This is a genomic window from Mycobacterium seoulense, assembly GCF_010731595.1.
Classification (GTDB): Bacteria; Actinomycetota; Actinomycetes; order Mycobacteriales; family Mycobacteriaceae; genus Mycobacterium; species Mycobacterium seoulense.
Genome location: NZ_AP022582.1, coordinates 3,586,714 through 3,606,644, shown reverse-complemented (window position 1 = coordinate 3,606,644; position 19,931 = coordinate 3,586,714). Strand labels below are relative to the sequence as shown.

21 protein-coding genes are annotated in these 19,931 nt (G+C 67.6%); 10 read left to right on the top strand and 11 right to left on the bottom strand.

Translation table 11 applies throughout. The features are described from left to right. Positions 1–5: 5 nt before the first annotated feature. The 6 genes from G6N37_RS16660 to G6N37_RS16635 are packed head-to-tail and all read right to left on the bottom strand — an operon-like array spanning position 6 to position 4,805. Positions 6–545, bottom strand: coding sequence for a nuclear transport factor 2 family protein (locus G6N37_RS16660; RefSeq protein WP_163682035.1), 540 nt, complete (start codon positions 543–545; stop codon positions 6–8). Further along, positions 545–763, bottom strand: coding sequence for a ferredoxin (locus G6N37_RS16655; protein WP_163682033.1), 219 nt, complete (start codon positions 761–763; stop codon positions 545–547). The genes G6N37_RS16660 and G6N37_RS16655 overlap by 1 nt, the downstream gene beginning before the upstream one ends. A 12-nt stretch (positions 764–775) precedes the next feature. Then, entirely contained in the window at positions 776–2,131 is a 1,356-nt protein-coding gene (locus G6N37_RS16650) for a cytochrome P450 (RefSeq protein ID WP_163682031.1), read from the bottom strand. Next, positions 2,128–2,952: an SDR family oxidoreductase gene (locus G6N37_RS16645; protein ID WP_163682029.1), complete on the bottom strand. Its 825-nt coding sequence runs from the start codon at positions 2,950–2,952 to the stop codon at positions 2,128–2,130. The genes G6N37_RS16650 and G6N37_RS16645 overlap by 4 nt, the downstream gene beginning before the upstream one ends. Next, a complete protein-coding gene (locus G6N37_RS16640) occupies positions 2,953–4,170 on the bottom strand; it encodes a cytochrome P450 (RefSeq protein ID WP_163682026.1) in 1,218 nt (405 codons plus the stop codon). Then, the gene (locus tag G6N37_RS16635) at positions 4,167–4,805 is read right to left on the bottom strand and encodes a TetR/AcrR family transcriptional regulator (RefSeq protein ID WP_163682024.1); all 639 of its coding nucleotides are present in this window, start codon (positions 4,803–4,805) and stop codon (positions 4,167–4,169) included. The genes G6N37_RS16640 and G6N37_RS16635 overlap by 4 nt, the downstream gene beginning before the upstream one ends. Before the next feature lie 223 nt (positions 4,806–5,028). On the opposite strand from G6N37_RS16635, the gene G6N37_RS16630 reads away from it, so the two are divergent. From G6N37_RS16630 to G6N37_RS16615, 4 genes are read left to right on the top strand one after another with little or no spacing between them, the layout of a single operon-like run. Next, on the top strand, positions 5,029–6,498 hold the full coding sequence (locus tag G6N37_RS16630) for an aldehyde dehydrogenase (protein ID WP_163682022.1): 1,470 nt from the start codon (positions 5,029–5,031) through the stop codon (positions 6,496–6,498). Between the two features lie 14 nt (positions 6,499–6,512). After that, positions 6,513–7,262: an SDR family oxidoreductase gene (locus tag G6N37_RS16625; RefSeq protein WP_163682021.1), complete on the top strand. Its 750-nt coding sequence runs from the start codon at positions 6,513–6,515 to the stop codon at positions 7,260–7,262. Further along, entirely contained in the window at positions 7,259–8,116 is an 858-nt protein-coding gene (locus tag G6N37_RS16620) for an NAD(P)-dependent oxidoreductase (RefSeq protein ID WP_163682019.1), read from the top strand. Before G6N37_RS16625 ends, G6N37_RS16620 begins: the two co-directional genes overlap by 4 nt. Then, positions 8,116–8,550, top strand: a complete 435-nt coding sequence (locus G6N37_RS16615; RefSeq protein WP_163682017.1) for a carboxymuconolactone decarboxylase family protein — start codon at positions 8,116–8,118, stop codon at positions 8,548–8,550. The genes G6N37_RS16620 and G6N37_RS16615 overlap by 1 nt, the downstream gene beginning before the upstream one ends. Before the next feature lie 9 nt (positions 8,551–8,559). Here G6N37_RS16615 and G6N37_RS16610 read toward each other — a convergent pair whose 3' ends face one another. Beyond that, on the bottom strand, positions 8,560–9,645 hold the full coding sequence (locus tag G6N37_RS16610) for an aldo/keto reductase (RefSeq protein ID WP_163682015.1): 1,086 nt from the start codon (positions 9,643–9,645) through the stop codon (positions 8,560–8,562). A gap of 59 nt (positions 9,646–9,704) precedes the next feature. Between G6N37_RS16610 and G6N37_RS16605 the strand changes: the two genes are divergently transcribed. Beyond that, a complete protein-coding gene (locus G6N37_RS16605; RefSeq protein ID WP_163682012.1) occupies positions 9,705–10,136 on the top strand; it encodes a MarR family winged helix-turn-helix transcriptional regulator in 432 nt (143 codons plus the stop codon). A 50-nt stretch (positions 10,137–10,186) separates the two neighbouring features. Next, complete coding sequence (gene purD, locus G6N37_RS16600) at positions 10,187–11,455, top strand: phosphoribosylamine--glycine ligase (RefSeq protein WP_163682010.1); 1,269 nt, start codon at positions 10,187–10,189, stop codon at positions 11,453–11,455. Here the strand turns inward: purD and G6N37_RS16595 are convergent. Together G6N37_RS16595 and G6N37_RS16590 are read right to left on the bottom strand one after the other, a co-directional pair. Continuing rightward, the gene (locus G6N37_RS16595) at positions 11,452–13,035 is read right to left on the bottom strand and encodes a gamma-glutamyltransferase family protein (RefSeq protein ID WP_163682008.1); all 1,584 of its coding nucleotides are present in this window, start codon (positions 13,033–13,035) and stop codon (positions 11,452–11,454) included. The genes purD and G6N37_RS16595 overlap by 4 nt on opposite strands. Before the next feature lie 172 nt (positions 13,036–13,207). Beyond that, the gene (locus G6N37_RS16590; RefSeq protein WP_163682006.1) at positions 13,208–14,125 is read right to left on the bottom strand and encodes an alpha/beta hydrolase-fold protein; all 918 of its coding nucleotides are present in this window, start codon (positions 14,123–14,125) and stop codon (positions 13,208–13,210) included. Between the two features lie 73 nt (positions 14,126–14,198). Here G6N37_RS16590 and G6N37_RS16585 point away from each other — a divergent pair, with 73 nt between their 5' ends. Then, on the top strand, positions 14,199–14,861 hold the full coding sequence (locus G6N37_RS16585) for a TetR/AcrR family transcriptional regulator (protein WP_163682004.1): 663 nt from the start codon (positions 14,199–14,201) through the stop codon (positions 14,859–14,861). On the opposite strand, the gene G6N37_RS16580 is transcribed toward G6N37_RS16585, so the two are convergent. Next, a complete protein-coding gene (locus G6N37_RS16580; RefSeq protein ID WP_163682003.1) occupies positions 14,795–15,541 on the bottom strand; it encodes a DUF429 domain-containing protein in 747 nt (248 codons plus the stop codon). The genes G6N37_RS16585 and G6N37_RS16580 overlap by 67 nt on opposite strands. A gap of 81 nt (positions 15,542–15,622) precedes the next feature. Here G6N37_RS16580 and purB point away from each other — a divergent pair, with 81 nt between their 5' ends. Genes purB through G6N37_RS16565 form a run of 3 tightly spaced genes read left to right on the top strand, consistent with a single transcriptional unit; the run spans position 15,623 to position 19,301 of the window. After that, positions 15,623–17,041 (top strand): adenylosuccinate lyase, encoded by a 1,419-nt coding sequence (purB, locus tag G6N37_RS16575; protein WP_163682000.1) that lies wholly within the window; start codon positions 15,623–15,625, stop codon positions 17,039–17,041. Then, on the top strand, positions 17,038–18,285 hold the full coding sequence (locus G6N37_RS16570) for a cytochrome P450 (protein WP_163681998.1): 1,248 nt from the start codon (positions 17,038–17,040) through the stop codon (positions 18,283–18,285). The genes purB and G6N37_RS16570 overlap by 4 nt, the downstream gene beginning before the upstream one ends. Beyond that, the gene (locus G6N37_RS16565) at positions 18,282–19,301 is read left to right on the top strand and encodes a tellurite resistance/C4-dicarboxylate transporter family protein (protein ID WP_163681997.1); all 1,020 of its coding nucleotides are present in this window, start codon (positions 18,282–18,284) and stop codon (positions 19,299–19,301) included. The genes G6N37_RS16570 and G6N37_RS16565 overlap by 4 nt, the downstream gene beginning before the upstream one ends. Here the strand turns inward: G6N37_RS16565 and G6N37_RS16560 are convergent. Next, positions 19,266–19,886, bottom strand: a complete 621-nt coding sequence (locus G6N37_RS16560) for a hypothetical protein (RefSeq protein ID WP_163681995.1) — start codon at positions 19,884–19,886, stop codon at positions 19,266–19,268. The two genes, G6N37_RS16565 and G6N37_RS16560, sit on opposite strands and share 36 nt — an antisense overlap. Positions 19,887–19,931: the final 45 nt, after the last annotated feature.

The window sequence follows — 19,931 nt, the reverse complement described above, 5'->3', positions numbered from 1 at the left end:
TCCGTTCACCAGATCGGGACCGGTGCCTGGCCAAGCGGGTAATAGCCCGGCAGCTTCTCGCCGGCGATGCTGCGCTCGATTCGTTTCTGCATGCCGGCGCTGAGGTCGCCCGATTCGATCAGCGTCGCGAACATCTTCGCGACGTGACCGAAGTCGAAGAAGTCGCGTTGCCACTCGATGAGGTTCTCGTCGTTCAGGCGGAACCAGCTGCCACCGATGCCGTAGATCTCGTCCTGGGTGCCGTCGGACTTGTTGACGATCTGCTTCCAGAAGCCGACGATCTCGCCCTGCTTCTCGTCGATGAGCACCTTCTGGTACTCGTACACCCAGTTCTCCAGGCCCTCCATCTCCAGGCCGAGGGCGATGTCACGGATCTCGTCGACGCCGACGCACATCACGTCTTCCTTGGGGCCGATGTTCCAGCCGTAGGTCGCGTCCCGGGTGTAGAAGTCCGCCAATGGCCGCCAGTCACCGGCCTTCTCGCAGTCCTTGTTGGCCTGCAGCCAGCGGTCGACCCAGGCCTCGAGTTCCTCGCGTGACGCCATTATCGGTCTTCTTTCTCTTTGATGAACAGTGCATGCGTTGGGCACATATCGACCGCGCGTTCGACTTCGTCGCGGGCGTCTTCGGGCGGTTCGGGGTCGAGGATCTCGACCTTGCCCCGCTTGGGCACCCGGAAGTAGTCCGGCGCCTCCAATTCGCACATGGCGTGGCCCTGACACAAATCCAGATCCGCTTCGATTCTGAATCCATTTGAGCCCATTGGACCTACCCCCTACGCATTGCGCTTGCGGTAGCGGACCTTCGCGGGCCGCGCGAGCTGGACGACCATCTTCGAGTGGTCGTTGTGATAGCTGTCGGCCGGCTGGGCCATCTCGAACTCATACTCGCGCAACAAAACCGAGAAGATCGCCTTGATCTGCATCTGGGCGAAAGCGGCGCCGACACAGCGGTGTCGCCCCGCACCGAACGGAATCCAGGTCCACCGGTTGACGATGTCGGCCTGCTCGGGCTTGTTGTAGCGATCGGGCTTGAACGCGTCCGGATCGGGAAAGTCCTCGGGAATGCGGTTCGAGATCGCCGGGGACGCCGCGACGTAGTCACCGGCGTGGATCGGGAAGCCCTCGACCTCGAACTCGCCCTTGGCGACCCGCATCAGGATGATCAGCGGCGGGTGCAGTCGCAGGGTCTCCTTGACCACGTTGTCCAGCTTCGGAATCGACCGCAGGGCATGGAAACTCACCTCCTGGCCGTCGGCGTACAGCTCCTCGAGCTCGGCCAGCACCTCGGCGTAGACGTCGGGATGGCGGATCAGCTCGATCAACGTCCAGGCCGACGTCCCCGAGCTGGTGTGGTGCCCCGCGAACATCAGCGAGATGAACATCCCGGTGACCTCGTCGGCGGAGAACCGGGGATTGCCTTCTTCGTCCTTGATCGAGACCAGGACGTCGAGCATGTCGCGGTCGGCCTTGTCCTTGGGCGGATTGGCCAGCCGTTGGTCCATGATCTCCTGCACCAGGGCGACGAGCTTGACGCGCGCCTCGTCACGCAGCCGGAAGCTCTCGATCGGTAGGTACGGATCGACGTAGCACAGCGGGTCGGTGCCGCGCTCCAGCATGTGGTAGTACTCCGCAAACCGGTGGTCGAGCTGCTCGCGGAACTTCAGCCCGATCAGGCAGGCGGTCGAGGTGTAGATGGTCAGCTCGGCGAAGAAGTCGAGCAGCTCGATCTCGCCCTCGTCGCCCCAGTTGGCGATCATCTTCTTGACTTCGCCCTCGATGGTGGCGGCGTGGCCCTTCATCTGCTCGCCGCGCAGCGCGGAGTTGTGCAACATCTCCTTGCGCCGCTCGGGGCTGGCGTCGAACACCACGCCCTTGCCGAAGATCGGTGTCATGAAGGGGTACGCCTCGGCCTGGTCCAGCTCCTCGTCCGCCGAGCGGAAGAAGAATTCGTTGGCCCCCGCGCCGGAGAGCAGGATGACGTGCTTGTCGACCAGCTGGAACCAGCCCACGTCGCCGCACTCTTCGCGGACGCGCTTCATCAAACCGATTGGTTCCGTGCGGAATTCCTCGAGGTGGCCGTGCTCCTCCTCGCCCCCGGAGACCCGCGGGACGATAGCGGTAGTTGTCATGACGGCATCCCCTCTTCGCCGAGCGCGAGTTTCTGGCGATCTTTCTTGTCGGCCAACGGGGCCTCCGGCTGAAGTTCCATATTCGCGACGAAGCCACCGCGCGGGGTTTCGGCGACGAACGTGATGGCTCGCGCCAGGTCCGCCGCACGCAGGAAGTAGTCGTGGCGAGCCTGGCCCCACTTGGCCCAGTCTTCGAGCGCGGGGCCGATCTTCTCGGCCGGCAGGCTCCAGCCCATCGACGTCTTCGTGGGACCGGGGTGCACGATCGATGCCCGCACGCCGGTGCCTTCGAGCTCCATCTGAAAGTTGGTGACCATCGCGACGAGCGCGGCCTTGGCGGCGCCGTAGGCGCCCATGTGCGGCCGCTGACGCAGGGCCACATCGGAGCCGACGAAGATCAAGTCCCCACGCTGCCGCTCCAGCATGCCCGGCAGCACGGCGGCGGCCAGCCGGTTGGCGCCCACGAGGTGGATCTGCAGCTGCGACTCGAACTCCTCGGTGGTGATCTCGGCGAGCTTGCCGAAGTAGGTGTCACCCGCGCCGGTCACCAGTACCTCGATGTCGCCGAGCGCGTCGACCGACTGCGCGACAAACGATTTGACCGAGTTGGGGTCGGTGACGTCCAAGTGGAATCCGACCGCCTCGCCGCCTTCGGCGTTGATCTTGCCGACGATGTCGTTGAGCTTCTCGACCCGGCGGGCGCCGAGGGCGACCGGGAAGCCGTGTGCCGCGAGCTGGATGGCGGTGGCCTCTCCGATGCCGGACGAGGCGCCGGCGACGATCGCCGGCCGGCGTTCGGGTAGGGGGTCAAAGCGGGGCATTCAGCGGACCTCCACGGTCATCGGTAGGTGAGCGAATCCGCGGACATTGCTGGAGTGGACGCGGACGGCGTTGGCCTCGTCCACTTCATATCCGCGGATTCGCTTGAACAACTCGGTGAGCGCGACCCGGGCTTCCATCCGCGCGAGATGCGCGCCCAGGCAGAAGTGTGCGCCACTACCGAAACTCAGGAGTTTGGGCCCGATTTCACGCCCGATCACATAGTCGTCCGGGTTGTCGAAAACCCGCTCGTCGCGGTGGCCCGAACCGGGTAACAGCAACAAGACGTCGCCCTCGGGAATCGTGGTGTCGTAGAGGGTGAGCTCCCCGGACACGGTGCGGGCCAGTATCTGGCTGGACGTGTCGTAACGCAGGGTCTCCTCGACCCACAGCGGCACCCGCGACAGGTCGGCGTAGACCGGTGTCAGCTGATCGGGGTTCTTGTGGCCCCAAAACGCGGCATTGGCAAGCAGTTTGGTGGTGGTCTCGTTGCCGGCGATCACCATCAGGAACATGAAGCCGAGCACCTCGTCATCGGTGAGCCGGTCGCCGTCGATCTCCGCTTCCAGCAGCGCCGAGGTCAGGTCGTCGGTCAGCTTCTTGCGCCGCTCGGCCACCATCCCTTGGTAGTAGACGATCAGGTTGATGGAGGCCTCGACAGCCTCCGGCGGCACGTCGGTGACGCCCTCCGCGCGGTGCATCACCCCGTCGGCCCAAGCCCGCACCTGGTCCCGATCCGGTTCGGGAACGCCCATCAACTCCGAGATGACGTCCATGGGCAGCTTCCCGGCGAACTCGTCGACGTAGTCGACCGTGCCGTCTTTCGCCCTTTCCAGCATGGTGTCGAGGTGCTGCGTGGCGATCTCGGTGACGCGCGGTTCGAGCTCCCGAATTCGCCTGGGCGTGAATCCTTTTGACACCAACGTCCGCAGTCGCAGGTGGGCGGGATCGTCCATCGCCAGGAACGACATCGTCTTGGACGCGTGCGGGCCGCGCGAGGCCGGATCCAGCGAGACGCCGTACTTGTTGGACAGCGTTGTGCTGTTGCGGAAACCCTGCAGCACGTCTTGGTGTCGCGACAACGCCCAGAATTTCAGGTCCTCGTTGCGATACAGCGGGGCTGCATCACGAAGGCGCTTGTAGTACGGGTACGGGTCTTCGTGGAAGTCGTAGTCGTAGGGATCGAGGACCAATTCGTGGTCGCCGGCGTGAACGGTCATTCGGTGGTTGTCTCCTGGCTTGTCTCTCCCGCGCTGGTGAGGATCAGCCGCACCACATAGGCCAGCCGGTCGGCGATCTCGCGGTAGGTGAATTCGCCGCTGCCGGCCTGAACGAGCGCACCGAAGAAGGACATCTCCAGCGCGGAAACGGCGGTGGGGTCGGCGTCGGGGCCCATGGCGGACGTGATGCGGCGGTGAATCTCCGCGCCGATCCGGTCCCGCGCGGCCCGCACCGCGGGATCGGCGCCGCCGCTGAGCAACGCCGTCGTGCAGGCGGCGCTCACCTCGGGTTCGTCGGCGACGACCAGGGCCAGGTGCCGCAACACCTGTTCCACCCGATTGGGCATCGGGTCGTTGACGTCCGTGAAGTAGGGGACCTGTCGCACCAGGTCCAGGTAGACCTCGGCGATCAAATGGTTCTTCGACGAGAAGTAGGTGTACGCGGTGGCCGGGGCGACTTTGGCGCGGGCCGCCACCGCGCGCACCGTCAGGTCGCCGTAGGACTTCTCCCGCAGCGTGTCGATGCCCGCCGCGAGCACCTTGCGGAAGGTCTCCTCCTGGCGGCGGTTGCGCGCGGGCCGACCGGTCGGGTGCTCGGCCTGAGACGTGATCGTCACCAGTGCATCGCTGGACACATGTCCAAGCTATCCGACCGACTCGACCGGAAGCAAGCCCGATCGGCGAACATGCCGTTTAAAGTGCTGTTTTTTGGTGTCCCGCCGTGTTCGGCGAGATCGGGCCTTGCAGCGCCGGCGGCCAGGAAGCTATGGTTCGATCGGATAATATCGGACAACTGTCCATTGAAATGTCCAGTGAAATTCGCGTGCTCGATTTGGTCCGCACAGATGGGAGCGGGAGATGGCCCTGTTGGCCGACGGCGTGAGTGCACTCTTCATCGACGGCAAGATGTCGCCCGGCAGCGCCGGAACCTTCCCGACGATCAACCCGGCGACCGAGGAAGTGCTCGGGGCCGCAGCCGATGCCGACGCCGACGACATGAGTCGGGCCATTGACGCCGCGCGCCGCGCGTTCGACGAGACGGACTGGTCGCGCAACACCGAGCTGCGGGTCCGGTGCGTGCGGCAGCTGCGCGAGGCGATGCAGCAGCACCTCGAAGAGTTGCGCGACCTGACCATCGCCGAAGTCGGCGCGCCGCGGATGCTCACCGGCATTGCCCAGCTCGAAGTCCCGGTCAACGACCTGGCGTTCGCGGCCGACACCGCCGAATCCTACGAATACAACCAGGATCTCGGCCTGGCGTCACCGATGGGAATTCCCACCCGGCGCACCATCGCCCGCGAGGCCGTCGGTGTCGTCGGCGCCATCACCCCGTGGAACTTTCCCCACCAGATCAACCTCGCCAAGATCGGGCCCGCGCTGGCCGCCGGGAACACCGTCGTCCTCAAGCCCGCCCCGGATACCCCCTGGTGCGCCGCCGTGCTGGGGGAACTCATCGCCGAGCACACCGACTTTCCGGCCGGGGTCATCAACATCGTCACCTCCAGCGACCACAGCGTGGGCGCATTGTTGGCCAAAGACCCACGGGTGGACATGGTTTCGTTCACCGGTTCGACGGCCACCGGTCGCAGCGTGATGGCCGACGGCGCCGCCACCATCAAGAAGGTCTTCCTCGAGCTGGGTGGCAAGTCGGCGTTCATCGTCCTCGACGACGCGGACCTGGGCGGTGCGGTGGGCGTGGCCGGGTTCTCGGTGTGCATGCACGCCGGGCAGGGATGCGCGATCACCACCCGGCTGGTGGTGCCGCGGGCGCGGTATGACGAAGCCGTCTCCATCGCGGCCGCGACGATGGGCGGCATCAAGGCCGGCGACCCCACCGACCCCGGAACCATCTGCGGACCGGTGATTTCGGCGCGCCAGCGGGATCGGATACAGGGCTATCTCGACTCGGCGATCGCCGAGGGCGGGACGTTCGCGTGCGGAGGCGGCCGGCCGGCCGACCGCGACGTCGGCTTCTTCATCGAGCCCACCCTGATCGCGGGGCTGGGCAACGACGCCCGCTGCGCGCGCGAGGAGATCTTCGGACCGGTCCTGACGGTGATTCCGCACGACGGTGACGACGACGCCGTGCGCATTGCCAATGACTCGCCATACGGGTTGTCGGGCACCGTGTTCGGCGCCGACCCGGACAGGGCGGCGAGGGTGGCCGCGCGGGTCCGCGCGGGGACGATCAATGTCAACGGCGGCGTGTGGTATTCGGCCGATGCGCCGTTCGGCGGTTACAAGCAGTCCGGAAACGGCCGGGAGATGGGTCTGGCCGGTTTCGAGGAGTACCTGGAAATCAAGACCATTGCGACAGCGGTTAACTAGAGGAGCTTGAGAGCATGCGGTTTGAGAACAAAGTCGCCATCGTCACCGGGTCCGGCGGCGGGATCGGTCAGGCGTACGCCGAGGCGTTGGCGCGTGAGGGCGCCGCGGTCGTGGTGGCCGACATCAAGGCGGAGGCGGCCGAGGCGGTGGCCAAGCAGATTGTCGCCGACGGTGGCACGGCCCTGAGCGTTCCGGTCGATGTGTCCGACCCGGCGTCGGCCAAGGCGATGGCCGATCGCGCGCTGGCCGAATTCGGCGGCATCGACTACCTGGTGAACAACGCGGCCATCTTCGGCGGCATGAAGCTGGACTTCCTGCTCACCATCGACCCCGAGTACTACAAGAAGTTCATGAGCGTCAATCTCGACGGCGCGTTGTGGTGCACCCGCGCCGTCTACAAGAAGATGGCCAAGCGCGGCGGCGGGGCGATCGTGAACCAGTCGTCCACCGCCGCGTGGTTGTACTCGAACTACTACGGCCTGGCCAAGGTCGGCGTGAACGGGCTGACCCAACAGCTCTCGCGCGAGCTGGGCGGCCAGAACATCCGGATCAACGCGATCGCGCCAGGGCCCATCGACACCGAGGCCAACCGAACCACCACCCCACAGGAGATGGTCGCCGACATCGTCAAGGGCCTTCCGTTGTCCCGCATGGGAACTCCCGAAGATCTCGTCGGCATGTGCCTGTTCTTGCTCTCCGACGAGGCATCGTGGATCACGGGGCAGATCTTCAACGTTGACGGCGGGCAGATAATCCGGTCATGACTGAGTACGCGACGCTCGGCTACGTCGGGCTGGGCAACATGGGTGCCCCGATGGCCACAAAGATGACCGAATGGCCCGGCGGGGTGACCGTTTACGACATTCGCACCGAGGCGATGACGCCGCTGGCCGAGAAGGGCGCCGGTCTGGCCGACAGCGTCGCCGATGTCGCCGCCGCCGACATCATCCATGTGACCGTGTTGGACGATGCGCAGGTCCGCGAGGTCGTCGGTGAACTGGCGGCTCACGCCAAGCCCGGCACGGTCATCGCGATCCACTCGACCATCAGCGACACCACGGCCGCGGAACTGGCCAGCGAGCTGAAACCACGGGGCATCCATGTCGTCGACGCTCCGGTGAGCGGGGGCGCGGCCGCAGCCGCGAAGGGTGAGCTCGCCACGATGGTGGGGGCCGACCGCGAGGTGTACGAGCGGATCAAGCCGGCGTTCAAGCACTGGGCGGCGGTGGTCATCCACGCCGGCGAGCCCGGCGCGGGGACGCGAATGAAGCTGGCCCGCAACATGTTGACGTTCACGTCGTACGCCGCGGCCTGTGAAGCCATGAAGCTGGCCGAGGCGGCGGGCCTGGATCTGCAGGCGCTGGGCCGGGTGGTGCGCCACACCGACGCACTCACCGGCGGGCCGGGCGCGATCATGGTTCGCGACGACATGAAGGACCTTGCGCCAGAACATTTCCTGTACCAGCCCTTCATGCACACCCGCGGCCTCGGGGAAAAAGATCTGAGTCTGGCGCTGGCCCTGGGCGATGCGGTGTCGGTGGACCTGCCGCTGGCCCGGTTGGCGTATGAAAGGCTGGCGGACGGCCTCGGGGTGCCACACACAGAGAAAGAGGCGTGATGGACGAACTTCGCCGCAAGGGCCTCGAGAAGATGAACGAGGTCTACGGCTGGGAAATGCCCAACATCGAGGGCGACGCGTACTTCGACCTCACCGTCGACCACCTGTTCGGCAGCATCTGGACGCGACCGGGATTGTCGATGCGCGACAAGCGCATCATGACGCTGACGGCGGTGACCGCGGTCGGAAAACGCGATCTGGCCGAGATCCAGATCAACGCCGCGTTGCTCAACGGGGAGCTCACCGAGACCGAGCTGAAGGAGATGGCCGTCTTCCTCACCCACTACCTCGGGTTCCCGCTGGGGTCGGCGCTCAACGGCGCCGTCGACGCCGTCGTCGCCAAGCGCAAGAAGGCCGCGGCGAAGGGCACCGGGGAGGACAAGAAGGCCAACGTGGACGCCGCCTTGAAGATGCACTCCGGAGACAAGGACTGACGCGAGAGGTCAGTAAGGTCGCCCGCCTTCGGGCATCACGTACTCAGAGATCGGCCCCGATACGCCGTTGACCGACGTCCCGCCGTTGAGAATGCCCGGCGCCATCTCCAGCATGTTGTTCGGAAACCCGAACTTCGGCTTGGTCAGCGCGTCGAGCCGGGCCAGTTCGTCGGCGCTGAGGCCCACGTCGACGGCGAGGACGTTGTCGTCGAGTTGCGAGAGCCTGCGCGCCCCGATGATGACGGACGAGACGCCAGGCTGCGCGCGCACCCAGGCCAGCGCGACGCTGGCGACGTTCGTCCCGTGGGCCTTGGCGATGAGCTCGAGTTCATCGACAACGGCGTAGGCCTTGTCGTCGAGGAAGGCGTCAACCATCGCGCCGCGACCGGAGTCCTGCCGGCCGGCGTTGGCCCGGGTGTACTTGCCGCTGAGCACGCCGCCCTTGAGCGGCGACCACGGCGTGATGCCGAGGCCGAATTCGGACGCCATCGGAACCAGCTCCTGTTCGATGGAGCGCTCCAGCAGCGAGTATTCGACCTGCAGGCCGATGAAACTCGACCAGCCGCGGAACCGGGCGATGAGGTTGGCCTGGGCGATCTTCCACGCCGGGGTGTCCGAGACGCCGATGTAGCGCACCTTGCCCGTGCGGACGAGATCGTCGAGCGCCGCCATCGTCTCGTCGATCGGGGTGTTCGCATCCCAGATGTGCAGCCAGTACAGGTCGATGTAGTCGGTTTGCAGACGCCGCAGCGAGTTTTCGCAGGCGTTGATCAGCGACTTGCGGCCCGAGCCGCCGCCGTTGGGATCGCCCGGGTACAGGTTGCCGCTGAACTTGGTCGCGATCACCAGGCGATCCCGGCGGCCGGCGTCGCGCCCGATGTGGTCGCCGATGATCTTCTCGGAGTGGCTTCGCGTGTAAAAGTTGGCGGTGTCGATGAAGTTGCCGCCGAGATCGGTGTATCGATCGATGATCTGTTGGGACTCTTCCACGCTGGTGCCCCAGCCGAGGTCCTCGCCGAACGTCATGGCGCCCAGGCACAGGGGGCTCACGCGCAGGCCGGAGCGTCCGAGTGTCACGTACTGATCCAGGGGCATGGTGGCCGCCTTCCTGGTAGATTGTCCGATTATGCGTTTGTTCGATTCTAAACTAGTTAATGCCTGAACGATCTGGCAAGTCGGTGCCAGCGGTCGACGCGGCCAAGATCTGGTCGTTGAACTACCGGGTGTTGCTGTCGGTCATCTCGTGCGCCGAGGCCGAAATCTGTGCGCTGGGGCTCGAATCCAAGGAGTTGTTCCTGCTCGCCGAGATCGACGAGCACCCCTACCCGGCCGAACTGGCGGCCACCTTGAGCATGCCCAAGGCGACGGTCACGGTCTACCTGAAACGGCTCGAGGCCGCGGGCTTCGTGCGCCGCGAGATCGACGCCTCCGATCTGCGGCGCCATCGACTCCTGCTCACCCCGGCGGGGCGCAAAGCCGCCACGGACGGGCTGGCGCTGCTCTCCGCCGAGTTCGACAAGCGACTCGGACGCCTCACTGCCGGGCAGCGAAAAGACCTCAAGAATCTGCTGGAAAGAATTCTGTGAACGCGGGTGCCGTAGGCATCCGGCGTTTGCCCGGGCTACTCTGACGTGTCGTGCGAGTCCTGGTGATCGGTTCGGGTGCCCGAGAACATGCGCTGCTGCTGGCGCTCCGGAAAGACCCACAGGTCACGGGCCTAATCGTCGCTCCCGGCAACGCCGGCACCGCCCGGGTCGCCGAGCAGCACGACATCGACATCACCTCCGGTTCCGACGTCGTCGCCCTGGCGCGCGAGGTCCGGGCCGATCTGGTTGTTATCGGCCCCGAGGTGCCGCTGGTGCTCGGCGTGGCCGACGCCCTGCGCGCCGCCGGCATCGTCTGCTTCGGGCCCGGCAAGGACGCCGCCCGGATCGAAGGGTCTAAGGCGTTCGCCAAAGAGGTCATGGCCGCGGCCGGCGTGCGCACGGCGGCCAGCGAAACCGTCGACAGCCCGGCGCATTTGGATGCCGCCCTGGACCGGTTCGGGCCACCGGTGGGCGACCCGGCCTGGGTGGTGAAGGACGACCGGCTGGCCGCCGGCAAGGGCGTGGTGGTGACGGCGGACCGCAGCGTCGCCCGGGCGCACGCGGCCGAACTGCTCGAGGCGGGCCACCCGGTGCTGCTCGAGTCGTTCCTGGACGGACCCGAGGTGTCGCTGTTCTGCGTCGTCGACGGCGAAACCGTGGTGCCGCTGTTGCCCGCGCAGGACTTCAAGCGTGTCGGCGAGGGCGATACCGGCCCCAACACCGGCGGCATGGGCGCCTACGCGCCGGTGCCGTGGCTTCCCGACGAGCTGTATCGGGACATCGTCGGCACTATCGTCGAACCCGTTGCGGCCGAAATGGTTCGGCGCGGCAGCCCGTTCTGCGGGTTGCTCTACGTCGGATTGGCGATCACCGCCAACGGCCCGGCCGTCGTCGAATTCAACTGCCGGTTCGGCGATCCCGAGACCCAGGCGGTGCTGGCACTGCTGGAATCACCACTCGGGCAGCTGCTGTACGCGGCGGGCGCCGGCAAGCTGAGCGACTTCGGTGAGCTGCGCTGGCGCGACGGTGCGGCCGTCACGGTGGTGCTGGCGGCGGAGAACTATCCCGGTCGCCCCCGGGTCGGGGACGTGGTCGCCGGCTCGGAAGCCGAAGGGGTGCTGCACGCGGGCACGGCGCGGCGCGACGACGGCGAGGTGGTCTCGTCGGGCGGCCGCGTGCTGTCGGTGGTGGGCACCGGCGCCGACCTCGCCGACGCGCGGGCGCGGGCCTACGAACTGATGCGGTCTATCCGGTTGCCCGGCAGCCACTTTCGAGGCGACATCGCGCTGCTGGCGGCGGAGGGCAAGATCAGCGTCTAGAACCCCGCGGCCTGGCCGTCGCGGCGGGGATCGCTCGCCGCGAAATAGCCGCCGTCGAGACGCCAGATCGCCTGGCAGCTGCCGAACTGGTTGTAGTCGTCCACGGCAACCAGGTCATGTCCGCGGCGTCGAAGCTCGTCGAGTGTCGAGGGCGGAAATCCCTTCTCGCAGGCGACCTGCGTGCCCTGCACCCAGCGGAACCGCGGGCCGTCGCACGCGGCCTGCGGATTCTGGCCGTGGTCGGCGATGCGCACCATCAGCTGCGTGTGGCCCTGGGGTTGCATCGTTCCGCCCATCACCCCGAAGCTCATCACCGGGGCACCGTCTTTGCTGACGAAGCCGGGGATGATCGTGTGGTAGGGGCGTTTGGCCGGCCCAACCCGGTTCGGATGACCCTCGGCGGCAACGAAGTTCGCCCCGCGATTCTGCAGTGATATGCCGGTGCCCGGCACCACGACACCCGATCCGAATCCCATGTAGTTCGACTGGATCATCGACACCATCATCCCCGCGGCGTCGGCGGCGGTCAGGTACACGGTGCCCCCGCTCGGCGCGCCCGCCGACGCCGGCTTTGCCCGCGCCCGATCGATCAGGGCCGCGCGTCGCCTCAGGTAGTCGTCATCGAGCAGGTGTTCGGGGCGCAGCGCCATGTGCTCGATGTCGGCGACGTAGGCCTGTGCGTCGGCGAAGGCCAGCTTCACCGCTTCGATCTGCAGGTGCACGCTGTCGGCGGAATCCACTGCGAACGAGGCCATGTCGAAGTGCGCCAGGATTCCCAGGGCGACCAGCGCCACGATCCCGTGGCCGTTCGGCGGGATCTCGTGCACGGTGTAACCGCGGTAGCCCCCGCTGATGGTGCCGACCCAGTCGGCGCGGTGGGCGGCGAGGTCGCTGGCCCGCATCGCACCGTCGTTGGCCAGCGCGTGCGCTTCGAGGTGGGCGGCCAGCTCTCCGCGGTAGAACGACTCACCGCGGGTCGCGGCGATCTCCTCGAGTGTGGCGGCCTGGTCGGCGAGTCTGAACCGCTCGCCGGGTTTCGGCGCGCGCCCGGCGGGCATGAAGGCTCCGGCGAAACCGGGCTGCTTCTCGAACAGGGGGATCTGTGCCGCCCATTGCTCCGCGACCGTCGGCGAGACCGGGAAGCCGTTGCGGGCGTAGCGGATTGCAGGCTCAAAGAGCCTTTCGAACGGGAGCTTGCCGAACTTGGCGTGCAGTTCGGTCCACGCCGACACCGCGCCGGGCACGGTCACCGCGTTCCAGCCGACCGCGGGAACGGCGTTGCCGCCGAAGTATTCCGGTGTCCAGGCCGCGGGTGAGCGGCCGGACGCGTTGAGCCCGTGCAGGCGGCGGCCGTCCCACACGATGGCGAACGCGTCCGAGCCGATCCCGTTGGACACCGGCTCCACCACCGTCAGGGCGATCGCGGTGGCGATCGCCGCGTCCGCCGCGCTGCCCCCGTCGGCGAGCATCCGAAGGCCCGCTTGGGCAGCCAGCGGTTGGGACGTGCACACAACGTTGTCCGCCAGCACCGGCTTGCGCGGCCAGGCGTACGGGAAGTCCCAATCGAAAGGTGCGGTCACCCTGCGATCGTCGCACGAGGCATCGAGCGGGCCCAAGGGAAGCCCGTCCCGCGAAAGGCATTGTGGCCGCCGCGAATTTGATATCGCAGGCGATAGCAAGTTCTCGATTCGCAGGGTGCCCGTCTGCTGGTGCCGGAGTGACTGGCGTGACGCGGGCGCACAACGAGCGGCCTCAGGCCGTCAGAAGCGGCGCCATCCAAGTCAGCTCGGCCGGCAGCTGCGAGCTCCAGAACTCCCCGTTATGCCCGCCGGGGGAGAAACCCCCGGCCGGGGGATGGGGCAGCTGCGCGATGAACTGCTTGGTCGCGGCGTAGAACGGATCGCTGTCGCCGCAGTCCACCCGGATCGGAATCGACGCCAGCGCAGGCATCCCGAACACCGAGTTCGCCGCGAAGTCGTCGGGCCCGTCGAACGCGCCCGGCGCGGCCGCACCGGGGGAGAGCCACAGCGCGGGACTGACGGCGCAGATCGCCGCGGTGCGTGCCGGGCCCAGCCGACCGCCGAGCAACAACGCGCCGTAGCCGCCCATCGACCACCCCAGAAACGCCACCCGCGACGTGTCGAGGTTCTGGCCGCCGAGCATCGGAATGAGCTCGTCGAGCACCATGGCCCCGCTGTCCTCACCGGAAGTCCGCTTGTGCCAATAGCTGCCACCGCCGTCGACGGCGACCACCGCAAACGGCGGCAGCCCCGCGTTCACGGCCTGCGCCAGGCCCTGCTCGACACCACCGGCCATCACCGTCGACGCGTCACTGCCCTTGCCGTGCAGCGCGATCACCGGTCGCAGCGCCTTGGTCTGGCCCGGCGGGCGCGCGATTGCCCAGTTGGTGTTGATCCCGCCGCGCGCCGCCGAGACGAAGGAACCCGTCACCATGGTGGGTGCGGGCTGTCCCGGCGGAGCGGGCTCGAGGGGCGCGGTCGGCGGCGGCGCCAGCGGCGCCGGGGTGTCGGCCGGTGACAGCGGCAGGGCCTGAGATGGACGCGGCTTGAACAGGATGTCGAGCCCATATGTGCCCACCGCGCCCGCGGCGGCGCCGGCGCCGAGGCCCAGCAGGGCGCGGCGGCTCAAGTCGGGCATGCGGGCCATCATGCCATGTTGGTTTGGCGGGCCGTTTGGGCGAAATGGCAATGCAGTACCACTTTGACTGGCACGATGGCTACTCGTGACGGCAGCAGTTACTCCCAAGGGAGAACGTCGACGGTATGCGCTGGTGAGCGCCGCCGCCGAGCTGCTTGCCGAAGGCGGCTTCGATGCGGTGGGACACCGTGCCGTCGCTCGGCGGGCCGGATTGCCGTTGGCGTCTACCACGTATTACTTCTCGTCCCTTGACGATTTGATCACGCGCGCTGTCGAACACATCGCGATGATCGAGGTGGCGCAGCTGCGGTCACGGGTTGCCGCTCTCTCGCGCCGGCGTCGCGGACCCGAAACCATCGCCGAGGTACTGGTCGACCTGCTGGTCGGAGATGTGTCCAGCCCGGGACTCAGTGACCAGCTGATCTCGCGCTACGAGCGGCACATCGCGTGCACCCGGCTGCCCGCGTTGCGCGAAACCATGCGTCGCAGCCTGCGCCAGCGGGCCGAGGCCGTGGCCGAGGCCATCGAGCGATCGGGCCGCACGGTGCACATCGAGCTGGTGTGCACGCTGATCTGTGCGGTCGACGGCTGCGTGGTGTCCGCCCTGGTGGAGGGTCGCGATCCGCACGCGGCGGCCCTGGGGACGGTGGTCGATCTCATCGACGTGCTTGCGCCCGTTGATCAGCGGCCCGTCCGGTCGGCGGGCAGCGACGGCGTCACGATGTACCCCGTGGCGAAGTCGCCGTAGATCGTGACGTCCGCCGGGCAGCGGTGGGCGTACCAGCCCACGTAGGCGCAGACGACGGCGTCGACCGGGTCTTCGGCGCGCCGCAGCTCGCTTTTCCGCTGGGCGGTGGCGACGCGGTTGCGCAGCCGAAGCCACTCGTCGTGACCGGTCACGTGTAACGGCACCGCGGCGTGCGCGAGCTTTTCGATGCCGTCCATCAACAAGAGCAGCTCCGATTTGAGCTGGTCGACATCGCGGCCGGGCTTCGCCTTGTACTTGAGCGTCCGGGCCAGCTGGAACAACACCACGGTCGCCGGGTGCGGGTAGACCTCGACGGCGCGGCGCGGAGCCGGTGACCGCGGGTCCATGTCGAGCCCCATCGCCCGCGCCAATCGCGCCGCGCGCCCGCCGTCGGCGAATTCCGGTTTGGCGGTGTTGGCCGGGTGGGCCCCGGCTTCGAACCTGCGGAAGTCGCGGTTGAGTGCCGCCTCGGCGGGACGCTGACCGGTCGGGTTCTTCACCACCAGCGGCGCGTCGAACGCCACCACGCAATGCCCCCGCACGTAGGGCGCCAACGAGGCGAGCACCCCGGCGTCGTCCCCGGCGGCTGCGATGTGCACGAGGCGGCCCGCCGCATCGATGACCGCTACCCCGGTGGGGTTGCGCCCGGCCCAGGCCAGATCGACGCCGGCGAAGTACACCCGCCCAGGGTATGGCGCCGCAGGCTGTCAATGTGACCGCAAGCCGGTCAGTGCGGGATGCCGATCGTAAGCTCTATGTCTGTGAGCATTCCGAACGTCCTGGCCGCCCGGTACGCCAGCGCGGAAATGGTCGCGATCTGGTCGCCGGAGGCCAAGGTCGTCGCGGAGCGCCGGCTATGGCTGGCGGTGCTGCGGGCGCAGGCGGAGCTCGGGGTCGACGTTCCGCAGGATGCCATCGCCGACTACGAGCGGGTGCTCGAGGACGTCGATCTGGCCTCGATCGCCGAGCGTGAACGGGCGCTGCGTCACGACGTCAAGGCCCGCATCGAAGAGTTCAACGCGCTGGCCGGTCAGGAGCACGTGCACAAGGGCATGACCAGCCGTGACCTGACCGAGAACGTGGAACAGCTGCAGATCCGGCGGTCGCTGGAACTGACCTTCTCGCACGGGATCGCCGTTGCGGCGCGGCTTGCCGAGCGGGCGGTGACGTACCGCGACCTGGTGATGGCCGGGCGCAGCCACAACGTCGCCGCGCAGGCCACCACGTTGGGCAAGCGGTTCGCGTCCGCCGCGCAAGAGACGCTGATCGCGCTGACCCGGCTGCGCGAGCTGATCGACCGCTACCCGCTGCGCGGCATCAAAGGCCCGATGGGCACCGCCCAGGACATGCTGGACCTGCTGGACGGCAACGCGGCCAAGCTGGCCGAACTGGAGCGACGCGTCGCCCAATTCCTCGGCTTCGCAACCGTTTTGACCAGCGTCGGACAGGTGTATCCCCGTTCGCTCGACCATGACGTGCTCTCGGCTCTGGTTCAGCTCGGCGCCGGCCCGTCGTCGATGGCCCACACGATCCGGCTGATGGCCGGGCACGAGCTCGTCACCGAGGGATTCGCCCCGGGCCAGGTCGGCTCGTCGGCGATGCCGCACAAGATGAACACCCGCAGTTGTGAACGGGTCAACGGGCTGCAGGTTGTGCTACGCGGTTACGCCTCGATGGCCGCCGAACTGGCCGGCGCGCAGTGGAACGAGGGCGACGTATTCTGCTCGGTCGTGCGCCGAGTTGCCCTGCCGGACAGCTTCTTTGCCGTCGACGGGCAGATCGAGACGTTCTTGACCGTGCTCGACGAGTTCGGCGCCTATCCCGCGGTGATCGCCCGCGAGCTGGATCGTTACCTGCCGTTCTTGGCCACGACGAAGGTGCTCATCGCCGCGGTCCGCGCCGGCATGGGGCGCGAGGCCGCGCACCACGTGATCCGCGAACACGCGGTCGCGACGGCGCTGGCCATGCGGGAACACGGCGCCGAACCCGACCTGCTGGACCGGTTGGCCGCAGATGAGCGGCTGCCGCTGGACCGGGCGGCGCTGGACGCCGCGCTGGCCGACAAGCAGGCGTTCATCGGTGCCGCCGGTGACCAGGTCGACGAGGTGGCCGCGATGGTCGACGCGTTGGTGAGCCGCTACCCGGATGCCGCCAAGTACGCCCCGGGCGCGATCCTGTGACCCTCGCCGGCGAGCTGACGGGGATCGATTTCACCGATCTCGACAACTTTGCCAACGGTTTTCCGCACGATCTGTTCGCCATCCACCGGCGCGAGGCTCCCGTGTACTGGCACGAGCCGACCGACAACACCCCCGACGGCGAGGGCTTCTGGTCGGTCGCCACGTACACGGAAACGCTTGAGGTGCTGAAGGATCCGGTGACCTACTCATCGGTCACCGGCGGCGGGCGGCCATACGGCGGCACGCTGCTGCAGGACCTGGCCATCGCCGGTCAGGTGCTCAACATGATGGACGACCCGCGGCACTCCCAGATCCGGCGGCTCGTCAGCTCCGGGCTGACGCCGCGGATGATCCGGCTGGTCGAAGACGATCTGCGGACGCGGGCGCGACGGCTGCTGGATGCTGTGGTGCCCGGTGAACCGTTCGACTTCCTGGTCGACATCGCCGCGGAGCTGCCCATGCAGATGATCTGCATCTTGCTGGGAGTGCCCGAGTCCGAACGGCATTGGCTGTTCGAGGCCATCGAGCCGCAGTTCGACTTCGGCGGTTCACGCAAGGCATCGCTTTCCCAGTTGTCGGTGGAAGAGGCCGGATCGCGGATGTACGAGTACGGCCAGCAGTTGATCGCATCCAAGCGGGCCGAGCCGACCGACGACATGTTGTCGGTCGTCGCGAACGCGATGGTCGACGATGCGGATGCGCCGTCGCTGTCGGACCTCGAGCTCTACCTGTTCTTCAGCCTGCTGTTCAGCGCCGGTGCCGAGACGACGCGCAATGCGGTCGCCGGGGGGTTGCTGGCGCTGGCCGAACACCCCGAGCAGCTACGGGCGCTGCGTGCGGATCTCGACGCGCTGCCGACCGCCGTCGAGGAGATCGTGCGGTGGACGTCGCCGTCACCGTCCAAGCGACGCACCGCCACCCGCGCCGTCACCCTCGGCGGGCAGTCGATCGAGGCGGGACAGAAGATTCAAATCTGGGAGGGCTCGGCCAACCGCGACCCCAGCGTGTTCGAGCGCGCCGATGAATTCGATATCTCGCGGAAGCCGAACCCGCACTTAGGTTTTGGTCAGGGCGTGCACTATTGCCTGGGTGCCAACCTGGCCCGGCTGGAATTGCGGGTGCTCTATGAGGAACTGTTGTCCCGGTTCGGCGCCGTGCGGGTGGTACGGCCGGTCGAATGGGCCCGCAGTAATCGGCACACCGGCATCCGCCACCTGGTCGTGGAACTCCTCGAGGAGCTGTGAGGCTTCGGCGCTCCGGTGTCGAGCCGACGCCGGACGTCTTCGCCGCGGTGATGGCAACGGGGATCCTGTCGATCGCGGGACGCCACCACGGTTATGGCTTGATCAGTGACACGCTGGGCGTTCTCGCCTCCGCCGGCCTGGTCTTCCTGGTGATCCTGGTGGCTACGACCGCCGTCGGGAGGCGCCGGATGTCGCGCTGGGATCTGACGAATCCCGATGTCACACTCCGGTTGTTCACCTTCGTCGCGGCCTGCGCGGTCATCGACACCCGTTTGCAGTCCAACGTGTGGGTGTTGCGGGGGCTCGGGGCGGTGGGGCTGTGTTCTTGGCTGGTGCTGATCGGGCTCACTGCGCGGAACATGATGGCGCGCCGGTGGACGACGCTGCGCGACCATGCCCACGGGGCCTGGGAGCTGGGCAGCGTGGGAACGTCCGGGTTGGCGATCGTCATCGCGCGCGCGGCCTACCACACCGGTCACCGCTGGTGGCTCGCCGTGGCCGTGGCGGTGTGGGTCGCGGCCATCGTCATCTATGGGCTGATGACCTGGCTGATCCTCTGGCGCGTCGTCAACGAGCGACAGGACCGGGACGGGTTCGAGCCGGACACCTGGATCCTGATGGGCGGCATGGCGATTGCGACGCTGGCCGGTGACGACATCCACGCTTTGGCTCCGGACTGGCTGGCCGGGCCGGTGCGCACGGTCACCGTCATGACGTGGTTGGTGGCCACCTTGTGGATCCCGCCGCTGATGTACTTCGGCCTGCACCGGATCAGCCGGCGTCCCAACATGCTGCACTTCGCCGGCGTGTGGTGGGCGTTCGTCTTCCCGCTGGGCATGTATTCCGCGGCCAGTTACGCCATGGCGGCCGAGACCGGCCACCGCTCGTTGTCGACGGTGTCGCTGGTCTTCTTCTGGGATGCGTTGGCGGCGTGGCTCGTTGTCGTCGTCGCCGGGCTGCTGCTCCTCGGCCGCGCGCTGCTACACCGCGCGAATCGAGATGCCCGCCGCCCGTAGCTCGAGCGCGGCCAAGGCCCGGATGGTGACCGGGTCCTCCCGGCGCCACCCGCCGACCGGATCCCCGCTGACCGCGGCGAGCTGACCCGGTGGCCGGTTGGTCAATGCCCGCAGGGCCAGCAGCTGCTCGCCGGCCGGGGTTGCGGCCAGGGCGCTCACCGTCAGTTTGCGCCGAAAGAACCGCAGCCGCAGCAGGAGCCAGGGCACGTCGGCCATCAGAATCGGGACCGCGACGACGGCCATCGCGAGCAGGACCGCCAGCCAGCTCGCGGTGGAGTCCAGGTCGTGGCCCGCGCCCGCAAGGTCCAGTGCCGCCTGGCTCGCGGAGTTCAGCGGCTTGCTGATCGCGTCCCCCACCACGGGGATGCGCTGGGCGCCGTGGCCGGCGGACGCCAGATTGCCGGCGATGCCGTGCGCCCCGCTCTCGACCTGCCTGCCGGCCTCGGCGATCGTCGACACGGCGTCGTAAACCGCCAGGCCGACGAGTAGCCACAGCCCCGTCCACATGATGACGGCGAAATCGCTGAGGAGCTGGGCCATCAGTCGGCCTGGCCTGGTGGAGTAGGGCAGCAACCGTGGTGTCATGTCTCGATCCCAGCACAGCTACCGACGCATGTGCCCTTCCGAGGT